The organism is Salinicola sp. LHM, assembly GCF_034479735.1.
In the GTDB taxonomy this organism is placed as follows: domain Bacteria; phylum Pseudomonadota; class Gammaproteobacteria; order Pseudomonadales; family Halomonadaceae; genus Salinicola; species Salinicola salarius.
Genome location: NZ_CP140261.1, coordinates 3620837 through 3643551, shown reverse-complemented (window position 1 = coordinate 3643551; position 22715 = coordinate 3620837). Strand labels below are relative to the sequence as shown.

Here is a 22715-nt window from a genome sequence, read left to right as displayed (position 1 = left end):
TGTTGTCTGTCGCCAGCGCTTCAGTCTGTCGCCAGCGCTCCGGATTGCGCCGGCTCGGGCGCGCGACCCCGCCGTCAGCGTAGATGAGGAATCGGATTCGCGAACCTGTGGCGTCGTGACGGTTTCCTTCTAGGCTGAACATCCAGACGAGCCAGATTGGTGGCTCCTGCCAGCCAGGAGAGAACGCGTGAAGCAGGTAACGACAACCGCGATGGCGACGCTTTGTCTGAGCGGAGGATTGACGAACAAGCTGGAGGCTATCGCGCGGGCTGGCTTCGACGGCGTGGAGATTTTCGTCGACGACCTGCAGTCGAGCGGTCTGGCGCCGCGAACCGTGGGGGAGCGTTGTCGGGAGCTCGGGCTGACGGTCATCGCGCTACAGCCGTTCCACGATGTCGAAGCGCTGCCGCCGGTACTGCATCGGCAGATGCTGGAGGAGGCCAGGCGCCAATTCGATACGCTGGCCGATCTCGGCGGCGACTTCCTGCTCGCCTGCAGCAATACCCGCGAAGAAGCCGAGAACGACCGGGGCCGAGCCGCCGACAGCCTGCGCGACCTGGCCGAGCTGGCGGCCGAACGGAAGATGCGCGTGGGCTTCGAGGCGCTGGCCTGGGGGCGGTATGTCTTCGACTATCGCGAGGCGTGGCGGATCGTGCAGCAGGCGGATCACCCGGCACTTTCCATCGTGCTGGACAGCTACCACATCCTGGCTCGCGAACTCGAGCTGGAAACGCTTGCCTCGATCCCCGGCGACAGGATCGGCCTGGTGCAACTGGCCGACTCGCCATGGCCGCGCGGGCAGGATCTGCAGGCGTTGAGCCGCCATCGGCGGGCGTTTCCCGGCGATGGTGAATTACCCATCGAACGCTTCATGGAAGCCTTGGGCAGGACAGGGTATGCCGGGCCGCTGTCGCTGGAAGTCTTCAGCGACGCGCTGGCGGTCATGCCGACGGGAATGGCAGCGCTCCAGGGCAGGCATGCGCTGGATTCGTTACTGGCTGCGCAGCGGTAGGTACGCCTCGGCCGGCGGTTATGCCAGCCACAGATGGCTCAACCAGATTCCCAGCGCCAGTGTCAGCGCCGACAGTATCGTCGCCATCACCATCGCCGCCGTGCCCAGTTCGCCGAATCCGTAGCGCTGGCCCAGCAGCGGATACATCGAGAGCATCGGCGCACAGGCGAAAACGATGGCGGCAGTGGCGAATATCGGATCGAGCCCCGGGATCAGCAGCGCCATCAGCAGTATGCAGAGCGGGTGCAGGGTGAGCTTGGCGAGCGCAATCCGGGTCACACGCTTGACCATGCCGCGCACGCGCAGGCCGCACAGCGTGCCACCGATCACGAACAACGCCACCGGCGACGACGAGGCGGCGAGCATCTCGAGCACCCGGGCAATCGGGGCCGGCGGATGCAGGTTCAGGGCGGCGAGCAGCGTACCCACGGCGATGGCGATGATCAACGGATGGCGCAGGATGCGCAGCGCGACCGGTTTCGCCGTCTTCCACACGCCGCCTTGGGCCTGGCGGCCGAGTTCGGCGAGTACCAGCGCCGTAGGGATCACCAGCAGATTCTCGATCAGCATGTTGAGCGCCAGGGCAATGCCTGCCGTGGGGCCGACCACCAGCACTGCCACCGGATAGCCGATGAAGCCGCTGTTGGAGGCCGACGTGCCCAGGGCGTACATTGCCCGGCGCTCCAGCGGTGCGTTGCCGCGCAGTGTCACCAGGCCGAAGGTAAGAGCGAAGGCGAGCCCGGAACCCAGCCCGTAGACCAGCAGGTAGGGGACGTTGAAGACCTCGTCCAGCGGTCGCTGGAGCAGCGCCTGGATCACTAGCGCGGGCAGGGCGATATTGATCACATAGCGGCCCATGCCCTGGATATGGGCCTTGTCGACGATGCGCTTGAGCACCGCGAGATAACCGATGCCCAGCAGGATGAAGATGGGAATGATGGCGCCGAGGATGGTGTTCACGAAATGTTGATCGCTGCCAATTAGACTTATGCCTAATAGCATGAGCCCATGATGGGCTACCGGCAAGTGGATTCACTCGCACGGCGCCCGCCAGCAGGACTCTCGTTCAGCGTTGCCAGCCGATGACCTCCAGGGCGCGCTGGCGATGCGCCTCCGTGATCTGGCCGACTGCCCGTCGCGAGTTTTCAGTTGACCTGCTGGGCTATCAGTTTCGCCTTCTCGCGAAGCAGGGGCAGGAAGTCTTTCGTTAACGTCTGTATGTCGATCCGAGCCGCGTTGGTGCTGATATTGATGGCGCCCAACAGTTCGCCATTGGCGTCGAAGGCCGGGATTGCCAGAGAGCGGAGCCCCGAATCCAGCTCCTGATCCACAATACAGTAACCCTGCTCGCGAATCTCGATGAAGAGCGCCGCCAGTGTCGCCTTGTCGGTAATGCTGTGTTCGGTGTGCCGCGAGAGCGTGACCCGCTCGAGATAGGCGGCGCGCTCTGCATCCGGTAACTGCGCCAGCAGAATCCGACCCATGGAGGTATAGGCTGCCGGAAGGCGGGTGCCGATCGACAGTGAAATGGACATCAAGCGGTGATGAGCCGCCGATCGCGCCACATAGGTGACGTCGTCGCCATCGAGTACGCCCATCGACGAAGACTCGCCGGTAACATCGGTGATGTCCTCGAGGTGTTGTTGAATGACGCTGCGATAACCGTTCGAGGAGAGAAAGGCATAACCCAGCTGTAGCGCCTTGGGCGCCAACTCGAACGAACGATGTTGTTTACGCACGTAGCCCAGCGCGTGCAGCGTCAGCAGAAATCGACGGGCACGCGCACGATTCATTCCCGTCTTGGCAGCGACCTCGCTCAACGTCATCCGTGGTGACTGCTGATCGAACGCGAGTATCACCTCGAGTCCGCTGGCCAGTGCGGTGACGAAGTCGCGATCATCAGGGGTGAGCATTTCATCCTTGCTGGGCATGCCTGAAATTCCTTGCCGTCTGTCGAATCGATGGTTACGAGCTTAAGGGGTAAAAGAAAAGTTCGAAAGCCGAACATCTGTTCTAACATGATTCGCTGCTGAAGCGGGGAGATCATCGCTGGCAAGAAGAGGTCTAGAAGGGATTTCGCCAGACGATTACCACGGACTTCGGATACAGATGAGACCAAAGTCGTGGTTCGGCCTCAAGTCGCGCAGTTGCTGTGTTCTACCCGAATTTCAATGAGCGACGATAGCGGATCGCCGGGTGGAACTTGACACCCGCCGATAGTGAAAGTTCATAATGCGAACTTATTGACGCTATTCGAACAATCGGACGCCGAGCGTATCTGTCGAGCCGGCATGCCTGTCCCGACTGTCAGCGGTTATTGCCAACAGTGAGGTCATGGAGGTCATCATGCGAGCCATTGCCACCGTCTGTCTGAGTGGGGATCTGCACAGCAAATTGGAAGCCATTGCGCGAGCCGGCTTCGATGACTCTACAACGAGGTCTTTCGTGCAGTGCCTACTGATGGCCACCCTAGACGGCCTGTATTCAAAATTGTCGTGCCGACACGCGGGCTCGTGACCATGCGTATGCCGTGTTGCCCATCTATCACTATCGGCAAACGCTTCGCTTGATAAGCCGTGTATTCGCTAGGCTGATAGCCATATTATGTCAGGTGCCAAAAAGCGCCGGATAGGAACTCCACATGTTCGATCACTTCTTTCGCCATCCCTTCATGAGTCGCACGGGAATTGTTGCCCTGCGTGCCGAATGCGTCGTCGCCGCCCTGTGCAGGGTAGAGCTGGCGCTGGCCCAGGCCGAGGAAACCGCGGGAGTTCTGCCCGCAGGCACCACCGAGGCAATGACCGACGCGCTACGGCCCGAAGCGTTTGATCTCGAGGCGCTGGCGGATGATGTCGGCAAGGGTGGCAATGTCGCCATTCCTTTCGTCAAACAGGCCAAGGCGATGTTGCCGGAGAGGCTCAAACCGGCCTTTCATCACGGCGCCACCAGTCAGGACATCGTCGATACCGCACTGATGCTGCTGATAAAGCCACGCTTGCAAGCTTGCCTGTCGCATCTGGCGAAGCTGCGGCAGGCGCAGGGCGAGCTGATGCGACGTCATCGGGATACGCCGATGATCGGGCGGACCCTGATGCAGCAGGCGCTGCCGATCACCTTCGGCGCCAAAGTCGCTCAGTGGGCTTGGGGGCTGGCTCAGGCGGAACGGCGATTGCAGACAGTGGCCGACACGGGGCTCTACGTGCAGTTCGGCGGCGCCGTGGGAGTTCATTCCGGACTGAACGCGAGCGGGATGACGATCATGGCCGATCTCGCGCGAATCCTGGCGCTGGCCGAACCTGTATTGCCCTGGCATACCGACCGCCAACCGATTCTGGAACTGATCGGCGCCGTGGATGCCGTGGCGGTCGCGGCGGAGAAGACGGCGCTGGACATTGCGCTGCTGTGCCAGAGCGAGGTTGGCGAGCTCAGCGAGCCTGCCGCGCCGGGAGTGGGCGGTTCCTCGTCGATGCCGCATAAACGCAATCCGGTCGCCTGCGCCCGCATCCGTGCCGCCGCGCGCCAGATTCACGGTCATCACGGCGTGATCCTCAACGCCGGGGCGCAGCCGCTGGAACGGGGCTTGGGGGAGTGGCACGCTGAATGGGCGCCGCTGCTGGATGCCGTGATCAGCCTGGAAGGGGCGCTGGAATCGATGATGCCGCTGATAGAAGGACTGGAAGTCCACGAAGAAGCGATGACCCGCAATCTGCGTCTTAGTGGCGGGGCGATCATGGCCGAGCCGGCGACGTGTCTGTTGTCGCGCATCATGGATTTCGACGAAGCGCGGGATCTGGCGCAACGAGCCGGTGACAAGGCACGTCACGAACGTCGCGATTACGCTGAAGTGCTGCTCGAAGAACCTGACGTTGTCGGCCGTCTCGATGCCGATGGCGTGCGCGCGGCATTGGCCATCGACCTATACATTGGTAGTAGTGGAACCCAGGTGGATCGCCTGCTTTCTTGTCTCTCATATTAATAGCTTTTCAATTCAAAATAATAAAAGCCGTTATGACTAAAGGGTCCGTTGCGAAGTTGTACGAAAAACACCGTCCTAGGTTGGCAAGAAAGCCGTGGATTCGCCGGAGATGGTTGAGCTGGGCCTCGGTAAGGTCTAGGCGGATACCGTTAGCCAAAAGCCTTTGCCATCCGGCGATTTGCGCAGCTCTATATTTTGCCTATCCGAATAAAGGTAGGTCCTTATCCTCATTTAGCATGATACGGTGGCCTAGATTCGATTACTCAAGCTAACCAACCGGCTGGTCACTCTCATGGGTTGACCGACCGTAGTCCAAGTTTTGGATGGCCAACTATGAACGATTTTCCTCTCACCGAAGCCAATGTCTTGCCGGGTAACCTTCTCAGACGTTGTCACCAGATCAGTGTGGCGATTTTTCTTAGGAAATGCGAAGCCTTTAGATTAACACAATTACAGTACGTGATTCTTTCCGCCTTGGAGGAAATGGGGGCGCTAGATCAAATCACGCTTGGCGGCTTCACGGCGCTAGATCGCAACACGGTGGCCGTGGTGGTGCGCAAGCTTGAGGAGCGAGGTCTGGTCACACGACGCCGCAACCCGGAGGACCGACGCTCGATGCTGGTCACTCTCTCCGATGTTGGACGCAGCCTGCGCCATGATGCCGAAACAGCCGTCAGAGAGACCCAAAAGGACATTCTTGCACCACTCGACGACGATGAGCGGGAAATTTTGAGCAAACTTCTACGAAAGATGGCGGATACCAACAATGAGCTTAGTCGGGTGCCGATAAAGGATACTGGTTAATAGAAAATAGCGTCTTTAAGCCGGAAGGCGCTGCTATTGAGGCCAACAATACCGCTGCTACTAAGAATAGCCAGCGGAGCGCTCAATAAGCTGAGCGAGAGCCGATGCGCTCTCTGCCCAGAGATTACCATGAACCGAGTCAGCCCTTGGGCCAAGACGCATATGTCAGTCTGCATCGAGCATAAAGCCAGCGAAGAATGCCGCTAGTTCTTCATGAGCATCGAGTGGTAAGACATGGGCAATGTGCTGATCCGGCCTCACGATCACCATGCACCCTTTTTCCCGTTCAATGGCCCGCATATCAAAGATATCTTGGCCACTCTTCAGGTCTGGGCAAAATACCTTCTCGTAGTCATGTAGACCATAGCGTCCTTTCCTAGGCCATAGCATGGCCGGGAAGACATCGAGAGAGAGCTTCCTAAAACTCTGCTGGCAAATAGCGCGCACGTCGATCACCGAATCAATATCTGCACCTGATGGTGTATAACGTCTGATAGGCGAGTCCGATGATTCGCAGAGGAACTTACACAGAAGATAAATAGCCGAATCTATCTTGGTGGGATCACCTGACCCCGCGAAGAGGAAAAGCCGCCAGCGACCATCTGCCTTTACCGTATGGCCCAGATGAATAGGCTTGGCATCCGCCAAGCGGATGACCGGTGCAGAATGAAAGCGTTTACCGATTTCAAGACCTTTTGCGAGATGCTGATAGGTCGGTTCGACGGAGATAAGCGAAGGGTAATACTGGATTGCTGTCCCCGCTGTAAAACGCCCCTGCTGTACGAAGTATTTCTGAAATTCCGCCGGATCAATGCCGTTGCCCTTGTCTTCGGGCGATCCCTTGGGTGGGGCGCTGAACATCTTGGCAAACTCTCGATCGAAATCGATCAACTCCTTCGCCACGGTCTGACGTTCCGTTGTATAGGTATGCAGGATCTGCGGAGAGCACCGTCCCAGGAGTACTGAAGCCAGTTTCCATCCTAAATTGAATGTATCCCGCATCGAGATATTCATGCCCTGGCCCGCTTTCGGGCTATGAGTGTGGCAAGCGTCCCCGGCGATAAATACATGAGGCAAGCGATCGTTAACTGCTTCTGCCGGGACATCATCGAATTTTTCACACAGACGCTGCCCAATCTCGTATACCGACCACCAAGCGATCTCTTTCACGTCTAAAGTATAGGGATGCAGGATGCGCCGCGCCGCGGCCACCAGTTGATCGGAAGTAATGTTGCGGTTAGCGACTCGTTCGTCCTCTTTGAGCTTGTCGAGCTCGATATACAGCCGCACCAAGTAACCACCTTCCCGAGGAATAACCAGGATATTGCCTTCATTGGCGGAGTGAATCGCCGCCTTCATGCGGATATCTGGAAAATCCGTCACTGCCAGTACATCCATAACTCCCCAGGCCTGATTGGCGGAATCTATGCGACGTCAACTACTTTGGCCGCTTGGCGACAATTAAAATGGCCGGTTGGGTGGGGTAGTTGTCGTCAGTCCGACGACCCAGCTTTTCCTCCTTGTAATTGTCGTTGATAAGCACGCTTACGGTAGCTCTCCCCGCTCAGCTCCATCAGCGTGGCGTGGTGCACCAACCGGTCGATGGCGGCCACGGCCATCATGCTGTCGGGGAAGATACTGTCCCAGGCGCTGAACGGCTGGTTGGCGGTGATGATCAGGCTGGCCGACTCGTAGCGATGGGCGATCAGCTCGAACAGCACTGACGTCTCGGCCTCGCTGCGTTGGACGTAGCCGATATCGTCGATCACCAGCACGGCGTACTTGTCGAGCTTGATCAGGGCGTCGCTCAGGCGCAGTGCCTGCTTGGCAGCCTGGAGCTCCTGGACCAGGCTTGAGGCGGTGGCGTAGCGCACCCGGTAACCCTGGTCGACCAGCGTATGCCCGAGCCCGGCCGCCACGTGGCTCTTGCCGACGCCGGAGGGCCCAAACAGCAGCAGGTTGTGAGCCTGGTCGACCCACTGCGTGTCGCCGGCCAAGGCGCTCAGTTGCTGGCGCTGCTCGGCCGCGATGGCGTCGAACTCGAAGGACTCCAGCGTCTTGCCCACCGGCAGCCGGGCCTCCTTGAGGTGCCGGGCCAGCCGGCGTCGCTCACGCTCGGCCAGCTCGTGCTCGCATAGGGCGGCCAGTGTTTGTGGCAGGCTCCAGTTTTCGGCTCGGGCGCGGGTTTCCAGCTGGGGCCAGCAGGCGGCCATGGTGGGCAGGCGGAGCTGTCGCAGTAGCAGCGGCAGCGTCTGGGCATCAGGCATGGCAGCACACCTCTGTGGTCGGCACGCTGGGCACCAGATGGTTGTAGCTGGCGATGTCATGCTGAGTCACCTGGGGGAAAACCAGCGTGGCGCTCGGCGTGGCGGCGAAGCGGGCCTGGAGCTCGGCCAGCGTCGGGCTCTTCCCGCGCGCCAGGGCGCCCAGCCAGTAACTGGCGATCGCCTCGGCCTGGTCCTGCTCGGCGGCCAACGCCAGAGCGCCAACGATGCGCTTGCAGGCCTCGGCGACCGGCAAGGCGGCGGTCAGCCGGGCGTACAGCTCGCGCCACTCCGCACTCGGCAACAGGTCGTCGCGGAACGTCAGCCCCGCCAGCGCCCGGGGCTTGCGGACCAGCCAGCCGATCACATGGCGGTAATCGATGACCCGCAACCGGCCGCTTTCCGGCGTGGCATGCAGCCGCCTCAGCGTCAGCAATGCTTGCTGTGCGTGATGCAGCACCAAGCGATCATCGTAAAGGTGCACCCGCAGGTTCTCGCCGATCAGCCGGGACGGCACCGAGTAGAGCACCTTGCGCACCTGGATGGTGCTGGAGGTAGTGACGCGCACCGTCACCTCGCTGTAGTCGGTACCGGGCCGGCTGGGCAGTGGCTGCAGCGCGCCACGCTCGACGGTGATCCGGGCCGCGTTGCGGCGGTTGATCGCGGTGGTCACCTCATCGAGGAAGGCCTGGTAGTCATCGAGGCTAGCGAAGTCCTGGGAGCCGCGCAGCGTCAGGCGCTGTTGCAGGCGCCGCTTGAAGTGGCCATGTGGCGACTCGATGCTGGCGTTTTCATGGCCGCGCCCTGGGTTATTACGGGTGGCCGTCATGCCGTAGTGAGCGCACAGGGCAGCATAACGCTCGGTGAGGTCGGCTTCCGCCTCCCGGCCGAGGTTGCGGAAGGCCGCCGACAAGCTGTCGGTGCGGTGCTCCGCGGGGACACCGCCAAGCCGCTCCAGCGCACGGGTCAGGCCTTCAGCCAGCGCCGGGTAGCTCTCGCCACCGAGCACCACCCGGACATAACACCAGCCGCTGTAGGCCAGGCGGAAGTGGTAGAGCCGGTGATCAAGCAGCTCCCCTGCCACGGTAATGACAATCCCCTTGAGCTCGGTGAAGTCGGAGAGGCCGCGCAGCCCGGGGCCATGGGTTTGCGGGAACATTACCTCTTTCTCCGGGCCGTGCGCGGCTCGCCAGCCCTTGACCCGGCGCTGCAGGGTTCGCAGCAGGCTGTCCGGGTACTGGCCGGGGTGCTGCTCCTGCAACCACTCCAGCAGGGTCAGTGCCTGCAAGCCCGGGGCGGCGGCCAGCTGGGGGACGAGCGTGGTCTCCCACACATCGGCGAAGGGGTCGGGCCGGGTTCGCCAGTGCCGTGATGCCGGCGGCTCGGAGGACTCGGCCCGGCGTTCGAGGCGGCGAGCGGTTCTGACGGAGAGGCCGGCCTTGGCGGCGGCGACCTCCTGGGTCTGGCCTTGTTGACGTTGCGACATATAGAGCGTGACCTGTTGGCTGGTGACCGCCATACCGGCTCCCTGGTGGGTCGGGACAAGCGGTCAAGCTTAGGGCAACCGGTCACAGTAGTTGTCGTCGGCCGGCCAGAGTAATTGTCGCTCTATACGGAATCGCCATGTAGAGAGCGTCCCAGCGAATTCCGAACTGCACTACGTGCCCCGTCGCAACCCACCACATAGCGAGCACGTACGGTTTCCCTTTCTCCTTCATTAGCCAGGTCAGTGCGTTCAAGGACCGCCTTTACTGGATAGTCGACCGCACCGAGCGTTACAGCCGCAGACTTGTCTGGGTCGATTTCAAGGTCCACTAACCGACGGGAGTAGTGGGGCCTCAGTCGGGAGGGAGAATGGCGCATTACATCCAGATAGAAGTCATGAACCCGTGCCTGGTTGAGTACTACATGAGGAAACTCGGAAAGCCCGTCTTCGGTGTCCTGGATTCGGCCGCTGCGAACAATGTTTTGCCGGTTAGTCTCATCCGGCTTCCAGAATACTGTCTCGCTGATCCAACAGGCCTCCTTCAGCACCCGCTCGCTGAAGCCGAAGGCCTCAAACATTTCCATGGTTCGGCAGGCGATGCCATCTGCCTGGCCAAGCTTCAGAGGGCCATCCTTCTGCTCAACGATAAGCGTCTTGATTTCTGGGAAAGCTGACAGCTGTGCCGCCAAGGTCAGGCCTGCCGGACCGCTTCCGACTATCAGGACATCAACTTCCTTGGATAGCCGATCAGTGTCAGCGGACTCACCGTTAGCGTCATGAATGGCGGGGTCACCGGTTTGAAGGCCGTTGAGATGAAATTGCATGGGATACCTCTACAGGAACATGTCGATGGGCTGTTCTAAGAATATTGATCACTATTGTGATTAATCGTGGTGCATGCAATTAGACGTTTTGCCAATCAAACGACGATGTCACAACGATAGTTGAGATTCCATTGATTGAGCGACTCAACGCTCGGGCTTGTCTGAAGGTGCGTATCACCTGCCAAGCCCCTAATGTTCAACATGCTGCAGAGAGCAGATAGTGCTGGGCGAGATTGATCTGTTTGCGGGCTCGGGACGGCGTACACCAAACAGGAATTTTTCACCTGCTGCATCAGGAGTGACCTGCCACTGAACTTTCATCCGGCAGCTATTGGAGTCCGATCAGCGTTCGTGCCAATAGGCACGCTTGTGAGAGCCTGCGCATAAGCTGCTGGCGTTTCATAGCCCCTGGCGTTTCATAGCCCAGCGCCGAGTGCGACGTTCCGTATTGTAGTCATTCGCCCAGGCAGCGATCACGACTCGCGCATGAGCCAGGTTCCCGAACAGGGTCTCGTTGAGAAGTTCGTCCCACATCTGGCCGTTGAAGCTCTCCAAGAAGCTGTTCTGCATCGGCTTGCCCGGTGCGATGTGGCGCCATTCGATTCGGTGCTCGGTGCACCAACACAGGATTGCATGGGAAGTCAGCTCCGTGCCGTTATCCGAGACGATCATTCAAGACTTTCCGTGGCGCTCGATCAAGGCTGTTAATTCACGAGCGACTCGCCGCCCTGAGGTCGAGGTGTCCGGGATAGCGGCAAGGCACTCACGGGTGACGTCATCGACCACATTGAGCACTTGGAAGCGCTGGCCATGGGTAAATTGGTCGTGGACATCCAGTGACCACCGCGCGTTGGCGCGCGGCTCGACCAGGATTGGCGCCCGTGTCCCGACGGCTTTACGTCGGGCCTTTCGTTGGCGCACCGTTAGCCCTTCCTCGCGATAGAGCCGATAAATTCGGTTGATGCCAGAAAGTTCACCCTCGCGACGCAGCAGGACGAAGAGGCGCCGATAGCCGAACCTACGGCGCTCGTGGGCCAGCTCTCGCAGCCGATCACGCAGCGTTGTATCCGAGGCGCGGCGAGAGACGTAGCGAATCATCCTGCAATCCGCTCCGGCTAGCCGACAGGCCCGGCGCTCGGAGAGTCCAAGCGATAGCCTCAGATGCGAGACGGCTTCCCGCTTCGCGACGGGCGTCACCACTTTTTTGAGCGCAGCTCCTTCATCGCTGCCAGGTCGAGCATCTGCTCGCCGAGTAGCTTCTTCAGCTTGGCATTCTCGTCCTCGAGCGCTTCAGCCGTTTGGCTTCTGGCACGGTCATGCCGCCGAACTTGGATTTCCAGTTGTAGAAGGTGTCTTCTGACATGCCGTACTTGCGGCACAGGTCCGCGCATTTCGCACCGGCTTGGTGCTCCGACGGGATGCGGGATGCCGATGATCTGCTCTTCCGTGAATCTCGTTCGCTTCATTGTCCGTCCTTAGTTAGGTCGGACTCTAATCGACGAGGAAAATCCCGTGGCAGGTCAGGTCAGCGCAGGAAGCTCAGCAGGGTATTAGCTTCTATCTGATGAAACGTTACAACTGGCTGCGTCCTCATCAGTACAACGGTGACATGCCGCCCGCTCGTGCGGAAGAAAAACCAATCCACTGCCCGGGACCAGTTGAACACTACAACCGGTCCTATTACCAAGGAAAGGGCGGTATGCACCTGCGCCAAGGCTGGTATCGCCTCTGGTTGGCCATATCCGAGTAGCGACAGAGGTCGTCGATGGGCTCAAAAACCCCATCGCACGTTATACATTAGTCGTAATCACATAGTGCGAAGTCCTATGAGATGACTGTTAAGTAATGGCTAAGTAATTGATTAATTAGTCATTATTGCTTTCAGAGAATCTTTGACGGTGAGGTTTTTCGCTTTTGCCTCGTTTGACCGCAGGGGATCGAGACGATAGTTTGTTCGTATCACAAACCTGTGTTCGTTTAGCGAACATCATCGAGAGTCGAACGCACATGGCTGAATTTCTCTCTCTGCGCGACGCTGTTGCGCGTTACGTCGAGGATGGCGCGACCCTTGCCATGGAAGGGTTTACCCATCTGATTCCCTTTGCCGCCGGTCATGAAGTGATCCGTCAGCGCAAACGTGATCTCACGCTGATCCGGATGACGCCGGATCTGCTCTACGACCAGATGATCGGCGCCGGTTGCGCCAAGCGGCTGATCTTTTCCTGGGGCGGCAATCCTGGCGTCGGCTCGCTGCATCGGCTGCGCGATGCGGTCGAGAAGGGCTATCCCCATCCGGTCGAGATCTTCGAACACAGCCATGCGGCCATGGCATGTGCGTTCGAAGCCGGCGCCGCCGGGCTACCGCTGGCGGTACTGCGCGGCTATGTCGGCAGCGATCTGCCCAAGGTCAATCCCCAGATCCAGTTCATTGAATGTCCGTTCAGTGGCGAACGTCTGGCGGCGGTGCCGTCGGTTCGTCCGGACGTGGGCATCGTTCACGCGCAACGGGCCGACCGCCAGGGCAACGTACTGGTCGAGGGCATCATTGGCGTGCAGAAGGAAGTCGTGCTGGCGGCCGGGCGCAGTATCGTCACGGTCGAGGAGATCGTCGACGATCTCGCCGCCGGCCCCAACGCTTGCGTGATCCCGGGCTGGGCGATCGATGCCATCGTGGTGGCAAAACACGGTGCCTACCCTTCCTACGCCCACGGCTATTACCCCCGGGATAACGCCTTCTACAAGGCCTGGGATGCCATCGCCCGCGATCGCGAAACCTTCGATACGTGGCTTCAGGACCATGTCTTCAGTCAGGGAGACGACGCATGAGCGATACGACTGTCACTCGACCTTATACCGCCGCCGAAATGATGACCGTGACCGCCTCCCGGGCGCTGAGCAACGGCTCTACCTGCTTCGTAGGCATTGGCCTGCCCAGCGAGGCGTCCAATCTCGCGCGCCTGACGCACGCTCCGGAGGTGGTGTTGATCTACGAATCCGGCACCTTGCAGACCCGGCCCAACGTGCTGCCGCTGTCGATCGGTGATGGCGAGCTATGCGAGACCGCGCTGACCACGGTCTCGGTGCCCGAAATGTTTCGCTACTGGCTGCAGGGCGGCCACGTCGACGTCGGCTTTTTGGGCACCGCGCAGATCGATCGCTACTGCAATCTCAATACCACCCTGATCGGCGATTACCGCGAGCCCAAGGTGCGCCTGCCGGGCGGCGGCGGGGCGCCGGAGATCGCGACCAATGCCCGGGAAGTGTTCATTACGGTCAAGCACTCCAAACGCACCTTCGTCGAAGCGGTGGATTTCGTCACCACGGTCGGCTTCGGCCGCGACGGGACCGCGCGTGACGGTCTGCCCAACATCGGCCGCGGGCCGACCCGCGTCATCAGCGATCTATGCGTGATGAAGCCGGACCCCGAGACCAAGGAACTGGTAGTGGTCTCGTTGCATCCCGGCGTCACTCGCGAGCAGGTGCAGGAGGCGACCGGCTGGGAGATTCGCTTCGCCGACACGCTCGAGTCGACGCCGGAACCTGATGAGACTGAACTGACGATTCTGCGCGAGCTCAAGGCGCGCACCGATCGCCACCATGCGGGCGATCAGGCAGACAAAGGGGCCAAGGCATGAACGACGTCTATCTGTGCCACCCGCGTCGTACCGCCGTCGGCAAGTTCGGCGGTGCGCTGTCATCGCTCCGACCCGACGACATGGCGGCGCGCATCTTCGAAGCCGTGTTGCGGCAGGCGCCGGATCTCGATCCCGCCGCTATCGACGACGTCATCATGGGCTGCGCCAATCAGGCCGGCGAAGACAACCGCAACGTCGCGCGCATGTCATTGTTGCTGGCCGGGCTGCCCACCAACGTGCCGGGATCAACCATCAACCGCCTGTGCGGTTCGAGCATGGATGCGATCGGCACCGCAGCGCGGGCGATTCGCGCCGGCGAAGCCGAGCTGATGCTGGCCGGCGGGGTCGAGTCGATGTCGCGGGCGCCGTTCGTTGTCGGCAAGGCCGAGACCGCCTTCTCGCGCACCCAGGTCATGGAAGACACCACCATCGGCTGGCGCTTCATCAACCCACTGCTGAAAGCGCAGTACGGCGTCGACTCGATGCCGGAAACGGCGGAAAACGTCGCCGAGCAGTTCAAGATCTCGCGGGAGGATCAGGATCAGTTCGCTTTTGATTCGCAGCGCAAGACCAAGCTCGCTCAGGACAGTGGCCGCCTGGCGCTGGAGATCGAGCCGCTCGAGATCCCGCGCCGTAAGCAAGAGCCGCTGATCTTCGATACCGATGAACACCCGCGCGAGACCAGCCTGGAGAAGCTCGCCAAGCTGCCCACACCGTTCCGTGCCGCTGGTTCCAGCGTTGCCGGCACCGTTACCGCCGGCAACGCCTCCGGTGTCAACGACGGCGCGGTGGCAATGATCGTCGCCAGCGAGGCGGCGGTGAAGCGTTACAACCTGGTGCCAATGGCGCGCATTCACGGCATGGCTACTGCTGGCGTCGAGCCGCGCATCATGGGTATCGGTCCGGTGCCCGCTTCGCAGAAGTTGCTCAAGCGCTTGGGCATGACGCTGGATCAGCTCGATCACATCGAACTGAATGAAGCCTTTGCCTCCCAGTCGCTGGCGTGTCTGCGCGAACTCGGTCTCGACGACAACGATCCGCGCGTCAACCCCAACGGCGGCGCGATTGCGCTAGGCCACCCGCTTGGCATGTCGGGCGGACGCATCATCACCAGCGCCATGCACGAACTGCAGCAGAAAGGTGGTCGCTTCGCGTTGTGCACCATGTGTATCGGCGTTGGGCAGGGGATCGCTACCGTCATAGAGCGGATGTGATCGGCGTCGATAGATCGATTTTGGGGAAAAGGTTTCAATGGAAGCAGTTACGCGATTTTCGGTGCGTATCGTTCAGCGTTATCTGCCCAGTGCGTTCGTACTGGCGGTGATTCTGACCGCTATTGTCTTTGTTCTCGGCGTGACGCTGGGGGGCCAATCGCCGATAGCAATGGCCGGTTACTGGGGCGACGGCTTTTCGTCGCTGTTCAAGTTCGGCATGCAGATGGTGCTGGTGCTGTTGACCGGCTATGTGCTGGCGCTGACGCCAGTGATGCAGCAGCTGTTGAGCGGGCTAACGCGGCAGGCCAGTACGCCTCGCCAGGCGCTGGTGCTGACGATCGTGGTCAGTTTTGTCTGCTACTACCTCAACTGGGGCTTCGGTATGGTCGCGGGGGCGATTCTGGCCCGCGAGATGGGGCGCCGGGTCGCGATTCATTTCCCGTTGCTGGTTGCCGCCGCCTATGGTGGCGAGCTGGTGCGTGGTCCGTCCTCCTCGATTCCGCTGGTCATCGCCACGCCGGGGCACTTCATGGAGGATGCCATCGGCATCGTGCCGGTCTCCGAAACGCTCTATTCGAGCTGGAACATCCTTCTCACTCTGGCGCTGCTAGGATTGCTGGTGCTGTTTTTCCTGTTGCAGAAACAGCCCGACAAGGTCGTGCGTCTGGAAACCTCAGATGCCGACGACAAGGAGACCGAGTCGGATGCTCGCCACGATGGCAGTTTTTCCGATCGCATCGAGAATAGCCGTCTGCCGACGCTGTTCATGGGCCTGTTGGCGGCAGCCTATCTGATCGACCAGGTAATCGATCAGGGATTCAGTCTCAACCTCAATACCGTAATCCTGATCTTTCTGACGCTGGGTCTGTTGCTGCATAACAGTCCGGCTGCCTATCTCGGTGCCGTCGAGAAGGCGGTCGGCGCGGCGCGTGGCATCATCGTGCAGTTTCCGCTTTATGCCGGGATTGCCGGAATGATGACCAATGCTGGCCTTGTGACCCAGTTTTCGGAAATGATCATCTCATTGGCGACACCGGAAACTTTCCCGTTGTGGACGTTTCTTTCAGCTGGCGCGGTGAACTTCTTCATTCCCTCCGGCGGCGGTCAGTGGGCTATCCAGGGGCCGATCATGATGCAGGCCGCGGCCGCTATCGGTGCCGATCCCGCTCGCACGATCATGGCGTTCACTTGGGGTGACGGCTGGACCAACCAGATCCAACCCTTCTGGGCGCTGCCGCTACTGGGCGTCGCCGGGCTGTCAGCGCGTGACATCATGGGCTACTTGTTGATCTGGCTGGTGATATCCGGCGTGGCGATTGCCGGCACTTTCGTGGCGCTGGCGACCTTCGCCTGACAGGAAATACTGACTTCTCGAGGAGCGCGACATGCCTTTTGCCAACGTTGAAGAGCGTACCGTTGCCTACCGACTGCTGGGTGCCGAGGTCAACCCGCTGGTGGTTCTGGCCCATCCACTCGGAATGACTCAGGCGGTGTGGGACGACCTGTTGCCACAACTGCTGCCGCGCTATCGCGTGCTGACCTGGGATCTGCCGGGGCACGGTGCCAGTCAGGCCTGGCCGGCGGACGGCGGAGCAATAACACCGGCGCTGCTGGTCTCCGAAGCACTGGCGCTGGTGAAGCTCGCTGGCGTGGAGCGCTTCCACTTCGTCGGCACCTCGATCGGTGGCGTCATCGGTCAACAGTTGATCGCTGCGCATGGTGAGCGCCTGCTGACGGCCACCCTGACCAATACCGGCGCGGTGATCGGCAGTGCTGAGCTGTGGAACACCCGAGCCGGACGCGTACGTGTCGAAGGGCTGGCAGCGATGGCCGGTGAGATCGTGCCGCGATGGTTCGCGCCGGCACGCCTCGAGGCCGATCCGGCGCTCAAGGACGGATGGTGCGTTCAGATGGGGCGCGGCGACGCCGAGTCCTACGCCCGGCTGTGCGAGATGCTGGGGCGAGATACGTTCACCGGGCGCCTGCAGGGCAAGCGGGTGTCGATCCGTTTGCTGGGTGGCCGCGAAGATGCGGCGACCCCGCCGACGACGCTCGAAGCATTGGCTGCGGAGTGCGACGGCGCACCGCTGGAGATCTTAGAAGGTGTCGGGCACGTGCCCTCGGTGGAAGCGCCAGAACGGTTCGCGGCTTTACTGCTGGCGACATTGGCGGTGGAGCTTGGCGATGTCGGCGAGCGCGGCGTCGATTACTCGACCGGTCTGGAGACTCGCAAGCAGGTGCTCGGCGAAGAACATGTCGCCCGTTCGACGGAGAATGCCACCAGCCTGGACGCGCCCTTCCAGCAGATGATTACACGGCTGGCCTGGGGCGAGTTGTGGAGTAACAACGACCTGACCCGGCGGGAACGCAGTATGATCACTACCGGCATCTTGGCTGCGCTGGGGCGGGAGGAACTGGTGCTGCATCTCAAGACCGCCAAGCGCATCGGTCTGAGTGAAACCGAGCTTCGCCAAGTACTGATGCACGTGGCCATCTACGCCGGCGTTCCGGCAGCCAATCACGCATTCTCGCTGGCCAAGCAGCTGGGTTGGGGAGAGGGGAGCTAGCGAAGGCATTCGGCCTTCATGGAATTCGCCAAGCGAACTAACGTTCGTCTAATAGACGAAGTGTGGCTGAGCCGCAAAGGTGTAAGTCGAATATCGAAAGCCGCCGAATAACAGGGAACTCAACCATGAACCGCATCTTTGCTCGCACCATTCTTGCGCTCTCGGTAGCCGGAGCGGCCGCTGCCGCCCACGCCGACACCACGCTGCGCATGTCGCATTTCTGGCCAAGTGGTTCCGCCATCAACCAGCAAATCTTCGAAAAGTGGGCCAAGGCCGTCGAAGAGGAGTCGGGCGGCTCGCTCAAGGTTCAGAACTTCCCCTCGCAGACCTTGAGCCAGGCCGACGAGACCTACGATGCCGCTGTCAACGGCATTGCCGACATTGGCATCACCGCCCAAGGTTATACCAACGGGCGCTTTCCGCTCAGCCAGGTCGTCGAGCTGCCGGGCGTTGCCGAATCGGCTCCGCAGGGTGCCTGCGTGCTGCAGACGCTTTACGACGATGGCCGGCTGAGCGATGAGTACGACGATTCCCACGTGCTGTTCATGTTCACCACCGGGCCGGGCTACCTGCACACGAAGGACACCGACATACAGAAGCCCAGCGATCTCGAGGGGCTGCGCATGCGGCGTCCCACCGCGGTGGCCGGCGATATCATGAAGAACATGGGCGCACAGCCGGTGGGTATGCCCGCGCCGGATATCTATACCTCGCTGCAGCGTGGGGTGATCGATGGGTTGAGCATTCCCTGGGAGGGCGTCAAGAGCTTCCAGTTGGGCGAACAGCTCAACTATCACACCCAGGTACCGTTCTATACGCTGATTTTCGTCGCCACCATGAACAAGAACACCTACGAATCGTTGTCGCCGGAGCAGAAGAAGGCGATCGACGATAACTCGGGCATGAAGTGGGCCGAGAACGCCGGCCAGGTATTCGCTGCCGAGGACGAAGCGGGCCGCAAGAATGCCGTGGAGAAAGGTGACACCATCAATGTGATCGACAATCCACTGGAAAATCCGGACTGGCAGAAGCCGCTCAAGGATGGCATAGAAATCTATCTGAGCGATCTCGAATCGCGAGGCCTCGATCAGGCGCGTGACGTCTACCAGGCTGCGATGGATGCAGCCCAGTCCTGCAAGCAATAGCCGGAGCCGGTCCATGTATGCGCTTTTGCGACTCAGCCGTTGGCTGGAAGTCTTCTCGCGACTCATCGCCGGCATTGCCTTGGTTAGCCTGCTGGGGGTGACGGTCGTCGATGTGGCGCTGCGCTTTCTCTACCGCTTGAGCGACGGGGCCCTCTCGCTGAGCGTGGTAGGTAGCGTGGAGCTTGTCAGCTACCTGATGCTGTTCGCGTTGTTGGCGGCGATGGCCGCCAACGTCGAGAAAAGTCAGGTGGTGGTAGAGGCTTTCAGCCACGGCTTGCGTGATTCGCTCAAGGCGCGCATCGCCGGAGTCTATCTGCTGGGCTTCGTGGTACTGGGGCTGGTCCTGGCGTTTGGTCTATGGGATGCAGCGGCCAGCGCCGCGGCCCACGGCGAAACCACTCAGGATCTGCGCCTGCCGATGGCCCCGATCTATTACATCGCCTCGGGATTGTGCGTGCTGCTCGGCATACGCTGCCTGGTGCACGCCGTGCTCGGTGCGCTGTTCGCCCATCAAGTGGAGAGCGTCGAATGAGTAGCGAAATGATCGGCGCGCTGGGCCTGGGGCTGTTGCTGGTGCTGATGGTGCTGCGCGTGCCGGTGGCATTGTGCATGTTGATCGTCGGCGTCGGCGGCTTTGCCCAGGTGATCTCCTGGAGCGCGGCCATGTCGATGGTCAAATCGGTGCCGGTCGAAGTGCTGTCGAATTACAGCTTCAGCGCGATCCCCATGTTCATTCTGATGGGCGTATTGGCTGCGCATTCCGGCATGGCCGGCAAGCTGTTCAACTCCGTGCGGGTGATCTGCGGCGGCTGGAAGGGTGGCCTGGCGATCGCTGCGGTGGGCTCGTGCGGGATCTTCTCGGCAATCTCCGGTTCGTCGCTGGCCACCGCCAGCACCATGACCCGCGTCGCGCTGCCGGAAATGGAGCGTCATGGCTACAACCGCGGTCTGGCAACCGGGGCGCTGGCCGCAGGCGGTACGCTGGGGATCATGATCCCGCCGAGTATTGCACTTCTGATCTATGCCATCCTTACCGAGCAGTCGGTGGGCGACATGTTCATGGCCGGGCTAATTCCCGGCCTGATGGGGCTTTTATTCTATGCCCTGACGGTGACCGTGGTGGTGCACCTTCGGCCCTCGCTGGCGGCGTCGGGCGAGCGCACCTCGTGGCTCGAGAAGTTCGCCTCGCTGGCCGGGCTGCTGCCGTTTTTCGGCGTGTTCCTGGTGATCATCCTGGGCATCTATTTCGGGTTGTTCACGCCCACCGAGGGGGCCAGCGTGGGGGCCTTCGTCACTCTGCTCTATGCGCTCTTCAAGGGACTGCGCGGCAGAGAGCTGTGGGCCGCGGTACAGGAAACCCTGGCGCTGTCGACGGTGGTGTTCTTCATGCTGGTGGGCGCCGATACGCTGGGCTATTTCATCTCGGTGTCACGCATCTCGTTCTCGATCAGCGATTTCATTTTCGGTCTGTCGTTGTCGCCGATAGCGGTGCTGCTGTGCATTTTGCTGCTGTATTTCGTGCTGGGAATGTTCATGGATTCGATCGCCATGCTGGTGATCACTGTGCCGGTGGTCTACCCGATCGTCCAGGCGCTGGGCATTGACCCGGTCTGGTTCGGCATCGTCACCGTGCTCACCGTAGAGCTGGGTCTGATTACCCCGCCGGTGGGCATGAATGTGTTTGTGATAAAGGCGATGGCCCCGCACGTCGGGCTTGGCGAAATCTTCAAGGGCGTGGCGCCGTTCATTGTCTCGGACTTCGTGCGGCTGACGCTGCTGATCGTCTTTCCGTCGTTGAGTCTCTATCTGCTGACGCTGTAGAGACCGCTATTACCGGAAAGCCCGGAACGAGATCGATTGACGCGCTCTCGTGGCTGGGCTTTCATCGGTTCCAGTTGTCATCCGGGCCGCACTTTGGCCCGTCCGAGTTCATGCTTCAGGAACATCGCCATGCTCAATGCCCGCGTCAAGCTGCGTCATCTCATGGCGTTTCAGGAAGTGGCGCGGTTGCAAAGCCTGGCCAAGGCCGCGCAGGCGCTTTCCATTACCCAGCCGGCAATGTCCAAGACGATTCGCGAGCTGGAAGAGATTCTCGAGACGACGCTCTTCGAGCGCAGCCCGCATGGCGCGACTTTGACCGCCGCCGGCTTGACCCTGTTGCGTCACGCCGGCCCGGCGCTGCGCAGCCTGGGCGAAGGGTTTCAGGCGGTACGGGACGCCGCCCAGCAGGAAGCGGTGTTGCGTCTGGGCGCGCTGTCGACCGTCGAGGAAGGCCTGCTTCCTCGGGCGCTGCATCGCCTGCATGCTCAGGCACCGCAGTGGTGCGTTCATGTAGTGACGGGGCCCAGTGCGTACCTGCTCTCGCGTCTGCGAATGGGAGAACTGGATGCGGTGGCCGGACGCATGAGCGAGGCCCGCGAAATTCGCGGATTGCAGTTCGAGCACTTGTATTACGAGCCGCTGGTGCTGGTGGTGCGCGCCGGGCATCCGCTGTTGGCGCACGACACACTGGAAGGCGCAGCGATGACCGTCCATGCATGGATCGTTCCGCCGACATCGACCACCCTGCGCGATCAAGTCGAGCGCTTCTGGGTCGAGCAAGGCGCCGAGCCGCCGCGTATCGCGCTGGAAACCCTATCGCTCTCGCTGAGCCGACGTTACGCCCTGGCCAGCGACGCGCTTTGGGTCGCGCCTCTCGATGCGGTACGCGAGGATCTCCGCGATGGCCGCCTGGCACGCTTGCCCGTGCGTCTGGAATCACGGGGCGGCTCCGTAGGGGTATGCACCAACATCGCCCTGCCGCACAACCCCGGTGTCGACGCCTTGAGCGCGTGTCTGCGCGATATCGTCGCCGAGATGGCAGTGCCTTCGGTGTGACGGCGCTCGGTCGAATGCTTATTCCTTAGTCGCATAGACTTTTGGCCGATATATCCTATGGGTTATGGCGGTGGTCGGCCATTTCAATTGGCAGGCGGCGCTAGGCCCGGACAATGAGGCATGATATCGCGGCATTCGCTCGTGCCGCGGTCCTTTCGATCAGGAGATTCGCATGCCTCGCAACGATAACAAGCGCTTCGTCGAGCGCGACCGTAACTGGCATCCCCCGGCCTATGCGCCGGGCTACAAGACCTCGGTGGCGCGCTCCCCCAGCCAGGCCTACGTCAGCATGCAGGCGCCCAGTGTCTCGGAACTCGGCGGCCCCGACTTCTCCCGACTGCGCATGGGGCCGCACGACAATGACCTGCTGCTCAACTATCGTGAAGCTCCCGCGCTCGCCGGACTGCCTATCGGCGAGCGTATCATCATGTTCGGTCGCGTCGTCGACCAGTTCGGCAAGCCGGTGCCCAATACGCTGGTGGAAATGTGGCAGGCCAATGCCGGTGGGCGCTACCGCCACAAGAAGGACGGCTACCTGGCACCGCTCGACCCCAATTTCGGCGGCGTGGGGCGCTGCCTGAGCGACGACGAGGGCTGGTATCGCTTTCGCACCATCAAGCCCGGCCCTTATCCCTGGCCCAATGACGTCAATAGCTGGCGGCCGGCGCACATTCACGTTTCGGTGATGGGACCGTCGATTTCCACACGGCTGATCACGCAGATGTATTTCGAGGGTGACCCGCTGATTCCGCTGTGCCCCATCGTGCATACCCTGCGCGATCCCGAGGCCGTGGAGACGATGACCGGTCGTCTCGACATGGCGCGTAGCCGCTCGATGGATTGCCTGGCCTACCGTTTCGACCTGGTGGTCCGCGGTGAACTGCAAACCTATTTCGAGAATCAGGGGTAAA

The 22715-nt window shown here is 61.0% G+C and carries 19 protein-coding genes and 1 pseudogene; 13 read left to right on the top strand and 7 right to left on the bottom strand.

Annotated elements, in window-relative coordinates:
- Positions 1–187: 187 nt before the first annotated feature.
- Positions 188–1012, top strand: a complete 825-nt coding sequence (locus R5R73_RS16565; protein ID WP_322528100.1) for a sugar phosphate isomerase/epimerase family protein — start codon at positions 188–190, stop codon at positions 1010–1012.
- An 18-nt stretch (positions 1013–1030) separates the two neighbouring features.
- On the opposite strand, the gene R5R73_RS16560 is transcribed toward R5R73_RS16565, so the two are convergent.
- A complete protein-coding gene (locus R5R73_RS16560; protein ID WP_322528099.1) occupies positions 1031–1972 on the bottom strand; it encodes an AEC family transporter in 942 nt (313 codons plus the stop codon).
- 185 nt (positions 1973–2157) lie between these two features.
- A complete protein-coding gene (locus tag R5R73_RS16555; RefSeq protein ID WP_322528098.1) occupies positions 2158–2943 on the bottom strand; it encodes an IclR family transcriptional regulator domain-containing protein in 786 nt (261 codons plus the stop codon).
- 710 nt (positions 2944–3653) lie between these two features.
- Here R5R73_RS16555 and R5R73_RS16550 point away from each other — a divergent pair.
- Both R5R73_RS16550 and R5R73_RS16545 read left to right on the top strand, forming a co-directional pair.
- Positions 3654–4988 carry an adenylosuccinate lyase family protein gene (locus R5R73_RS16550; RefSeq protein ID WP_322528097.1) on the top strand — a complete coding sequence of 445 codons (1335 nt, stop codon included), beginning with the start codon at positions 3654–3656 and terminating at the stop codon, positions 4986–4988.
- 333 nt (positions 4989–5321) lie between these two features.
- On the top strand, positions 5322–5792 hold the full coding sequence (locus R5R73_RS16545) for a MarR family transcriptional regulator (protein WP_322528096.1): 471 nt from the start codon (positions 5322–5324) through the stop codon (positions 5790–5792).
- A 165-nt stretch (positions 5793–5957) separates the two neighbouring features.
- Here the strand turns inward: R5R73_RS16545 and R5R73_RS16540 are convergent, their stop codons facing one another.
- The 5 genes and pseudogenes from R5R73_RS16540 to R5R73_RS16520 form a co-directional block, all read right to left on the bottom strand.
- Complete coding sequence (locus tag R5R73_RS16540) at positions 5958–7220, bottom strand: FAD-dependent monooxygenase (RefSeq protein ID WP_322529618.1); 1263 nt, start codon at positions 7218–7220, stop codon at positions 5958–5960.
- Between the two features lie 65 nt (positions 7221–7285).
- Complete coding sequence (gene istB, locus R5R73_RS16535; RefSeq protein ID WP_322527534.1) at positions 7286–8059, bottom strand: IS21-like element helper ATPase IstB; 774 nt, start codon at positions 8057–8059, stop codon at positions 7286–7288.
- On the bottom strand, positions 8052–9575 hold the full coding sequence (gene istA, locus R5R73_RS16530; RefSeq protein WP_416221188.1) for an IS21 family transposase: 1524 nt from the start codon (positions 9573–9575) through the stop codon (positions 8052–8054). The genes istB and istA overlap by 8 nt, the downstream gene beginning before the upstream one ends.
- An 89-nt stretch (positions 9576–9664) precedes the next feature.
- Positions 9665–10366, bottom strand: a complete 702-nt coding sequence (locus R5R73_RS16525; protein WP_322528095.1) for an FAD-dependent monooxygenase — start codon at positions 10364–10366, stop codon at positions 9665–9667.
- A gap of 409 nt (positions 10367–10775) precedes the next feature.
- A pseudogene (locus R5R73_RS16520) lies at positions 10776–11832 on the bottom strand (IS3 family transposase); the annotation flags it as partial.
- Between the two features lie 541 nt (positions 11833–12373).
- Here R5R73_RS16520 and R5R73_RS16515 point away from each other — a divergent pair.
- The 10 genes from R5R73_RS16515 to pcaH all read left to right on the top strand — a co-directional run bounded on the left by R5R73_RS16515 (position 12374) and on the right by pcaH (position 22714).
- Positions 12374–13192 carry a CoA transferase subunit A gene (locus tag R5R73_RS16515; RefSeq protein WP_322528094.1) on the top strand — a complete coding sequence of 273 codons (819 nt, stop codon included), beginning with the start codon at positions 12374–12376 and terminating at the stop codon, positions 13190–13192.
- Positions 13189–14001, top strand: coding sequence for a CoA-transferase subunit beta (locus tag R5R73_RS16510; protein ID WP_322528093.1), 813 nt, complete (start codon positions 13189–13191; stop codon positions 13999–14001). Before R5R73_RS16515 ends, R5R73_RS16510 begins: the two co-directional genes overlap by 4 nt.
- A complete protein-coding gene (pcaF, locus tag R5R73_RS16505) occupies positions 13998–15215 on the top strand; it encodes a 3-oxoadipyl-CoA thiolase (RefSeq protein ID WP_322528092.1) in 1218 nt (405 codons plus the stop codon). Before R5R73_RS16510 ends, pcaF begins: the two co-directional genes overlap by 4 nt.
- A gap of 37 nt (positions 15216–15252) precedes the next feature.
- Positions 15253–16569: a short-chain fatty acid transporter gene (locus R5R73_RS16500; protein WP_322528091.1), complete on the top strand. Its 1317-nt coding sequence runs from the start codon at positions 15253–15255 to the stop codon at positions 16567–16569.
- A gap of 31 nt (positions 16570–16600) precedes the next feature.
- Complete coding sequence (locus tag R5R73_RS16495) at positions 16601–17782, top strand: alpha/beta fold hydrolase (protein ID WP_322528090.1); 1182 nt, start codon at positions 16601–16603, stop codon at positions 17780–17782.
- A gap of 125 nt (positions 17783–17907) precedes the next feature.
- A complete protein-coding gene (locus R5R73_RS16490) occupies positions 17908–18927 on the top strand; it encodes a TRAP transporter substrate-binding protein (RefSeq protein ID WP_322528089.1) in 1020 nt (339 codons plus the stop codon).
- A gap of 13 nt (positions 18928–18940) precedes the next feature.
- Positions 18941–19459, top strand: a complete 519-nt coding sequence (locus R5R73_RS16485; protein ID WP_322528088.1) for a TRAP transporter small permease — start codon at positions 18941–18943, stop codon at positions 19457–19459.
- The gene (locus R5R73_RS16480) at positions 19456–20748 is read left to right on the top strand and encodes a TRAP transporter large permease (RefSeq protein ID WP_322528087.1); all 1293 of its coding nucleotides are present in this window, start codon (positions 19456–19458) and stop codon (positions 20746–20748) included. The genes R5R73_RS16485 and R5R73_RS16480 overlap by 4 nt, the downstream gene beginning before the upstream one ends.
- A gap of 129 nt (positions 20749–20877) precedes the next feature.
- Positions 20878–21804 carry a pca operon transcription factor PcaQ gene (gene pcaQ / locus R5R73_RS16475; protein WP_322528086.1) on the top strand — a complete coding sequence of 309 codons (927 nt, stop codon included), beginning with the start codon at positions 20878–20880 and terminating at the stop codon, positions 21802–21804.
- Positions 21805–21976: 172 nt separating this feature from the next.
- Positions 21977–22714 carry a protocatechuate 3,4-dioxygenase subunit beta gene (pcaH, locus tag R5R73_RS16470; protein ID WP_322528085.1) on the top strand — a complete coding sequence of 246 codons (738 nt, stop codon included), beginning with the start codon at positions 21977–21979 and terminating at the stop codon, positions 22712–22714.
- The last annotated feature ends 1 nt before the right edge of the window (position 22715 follow it).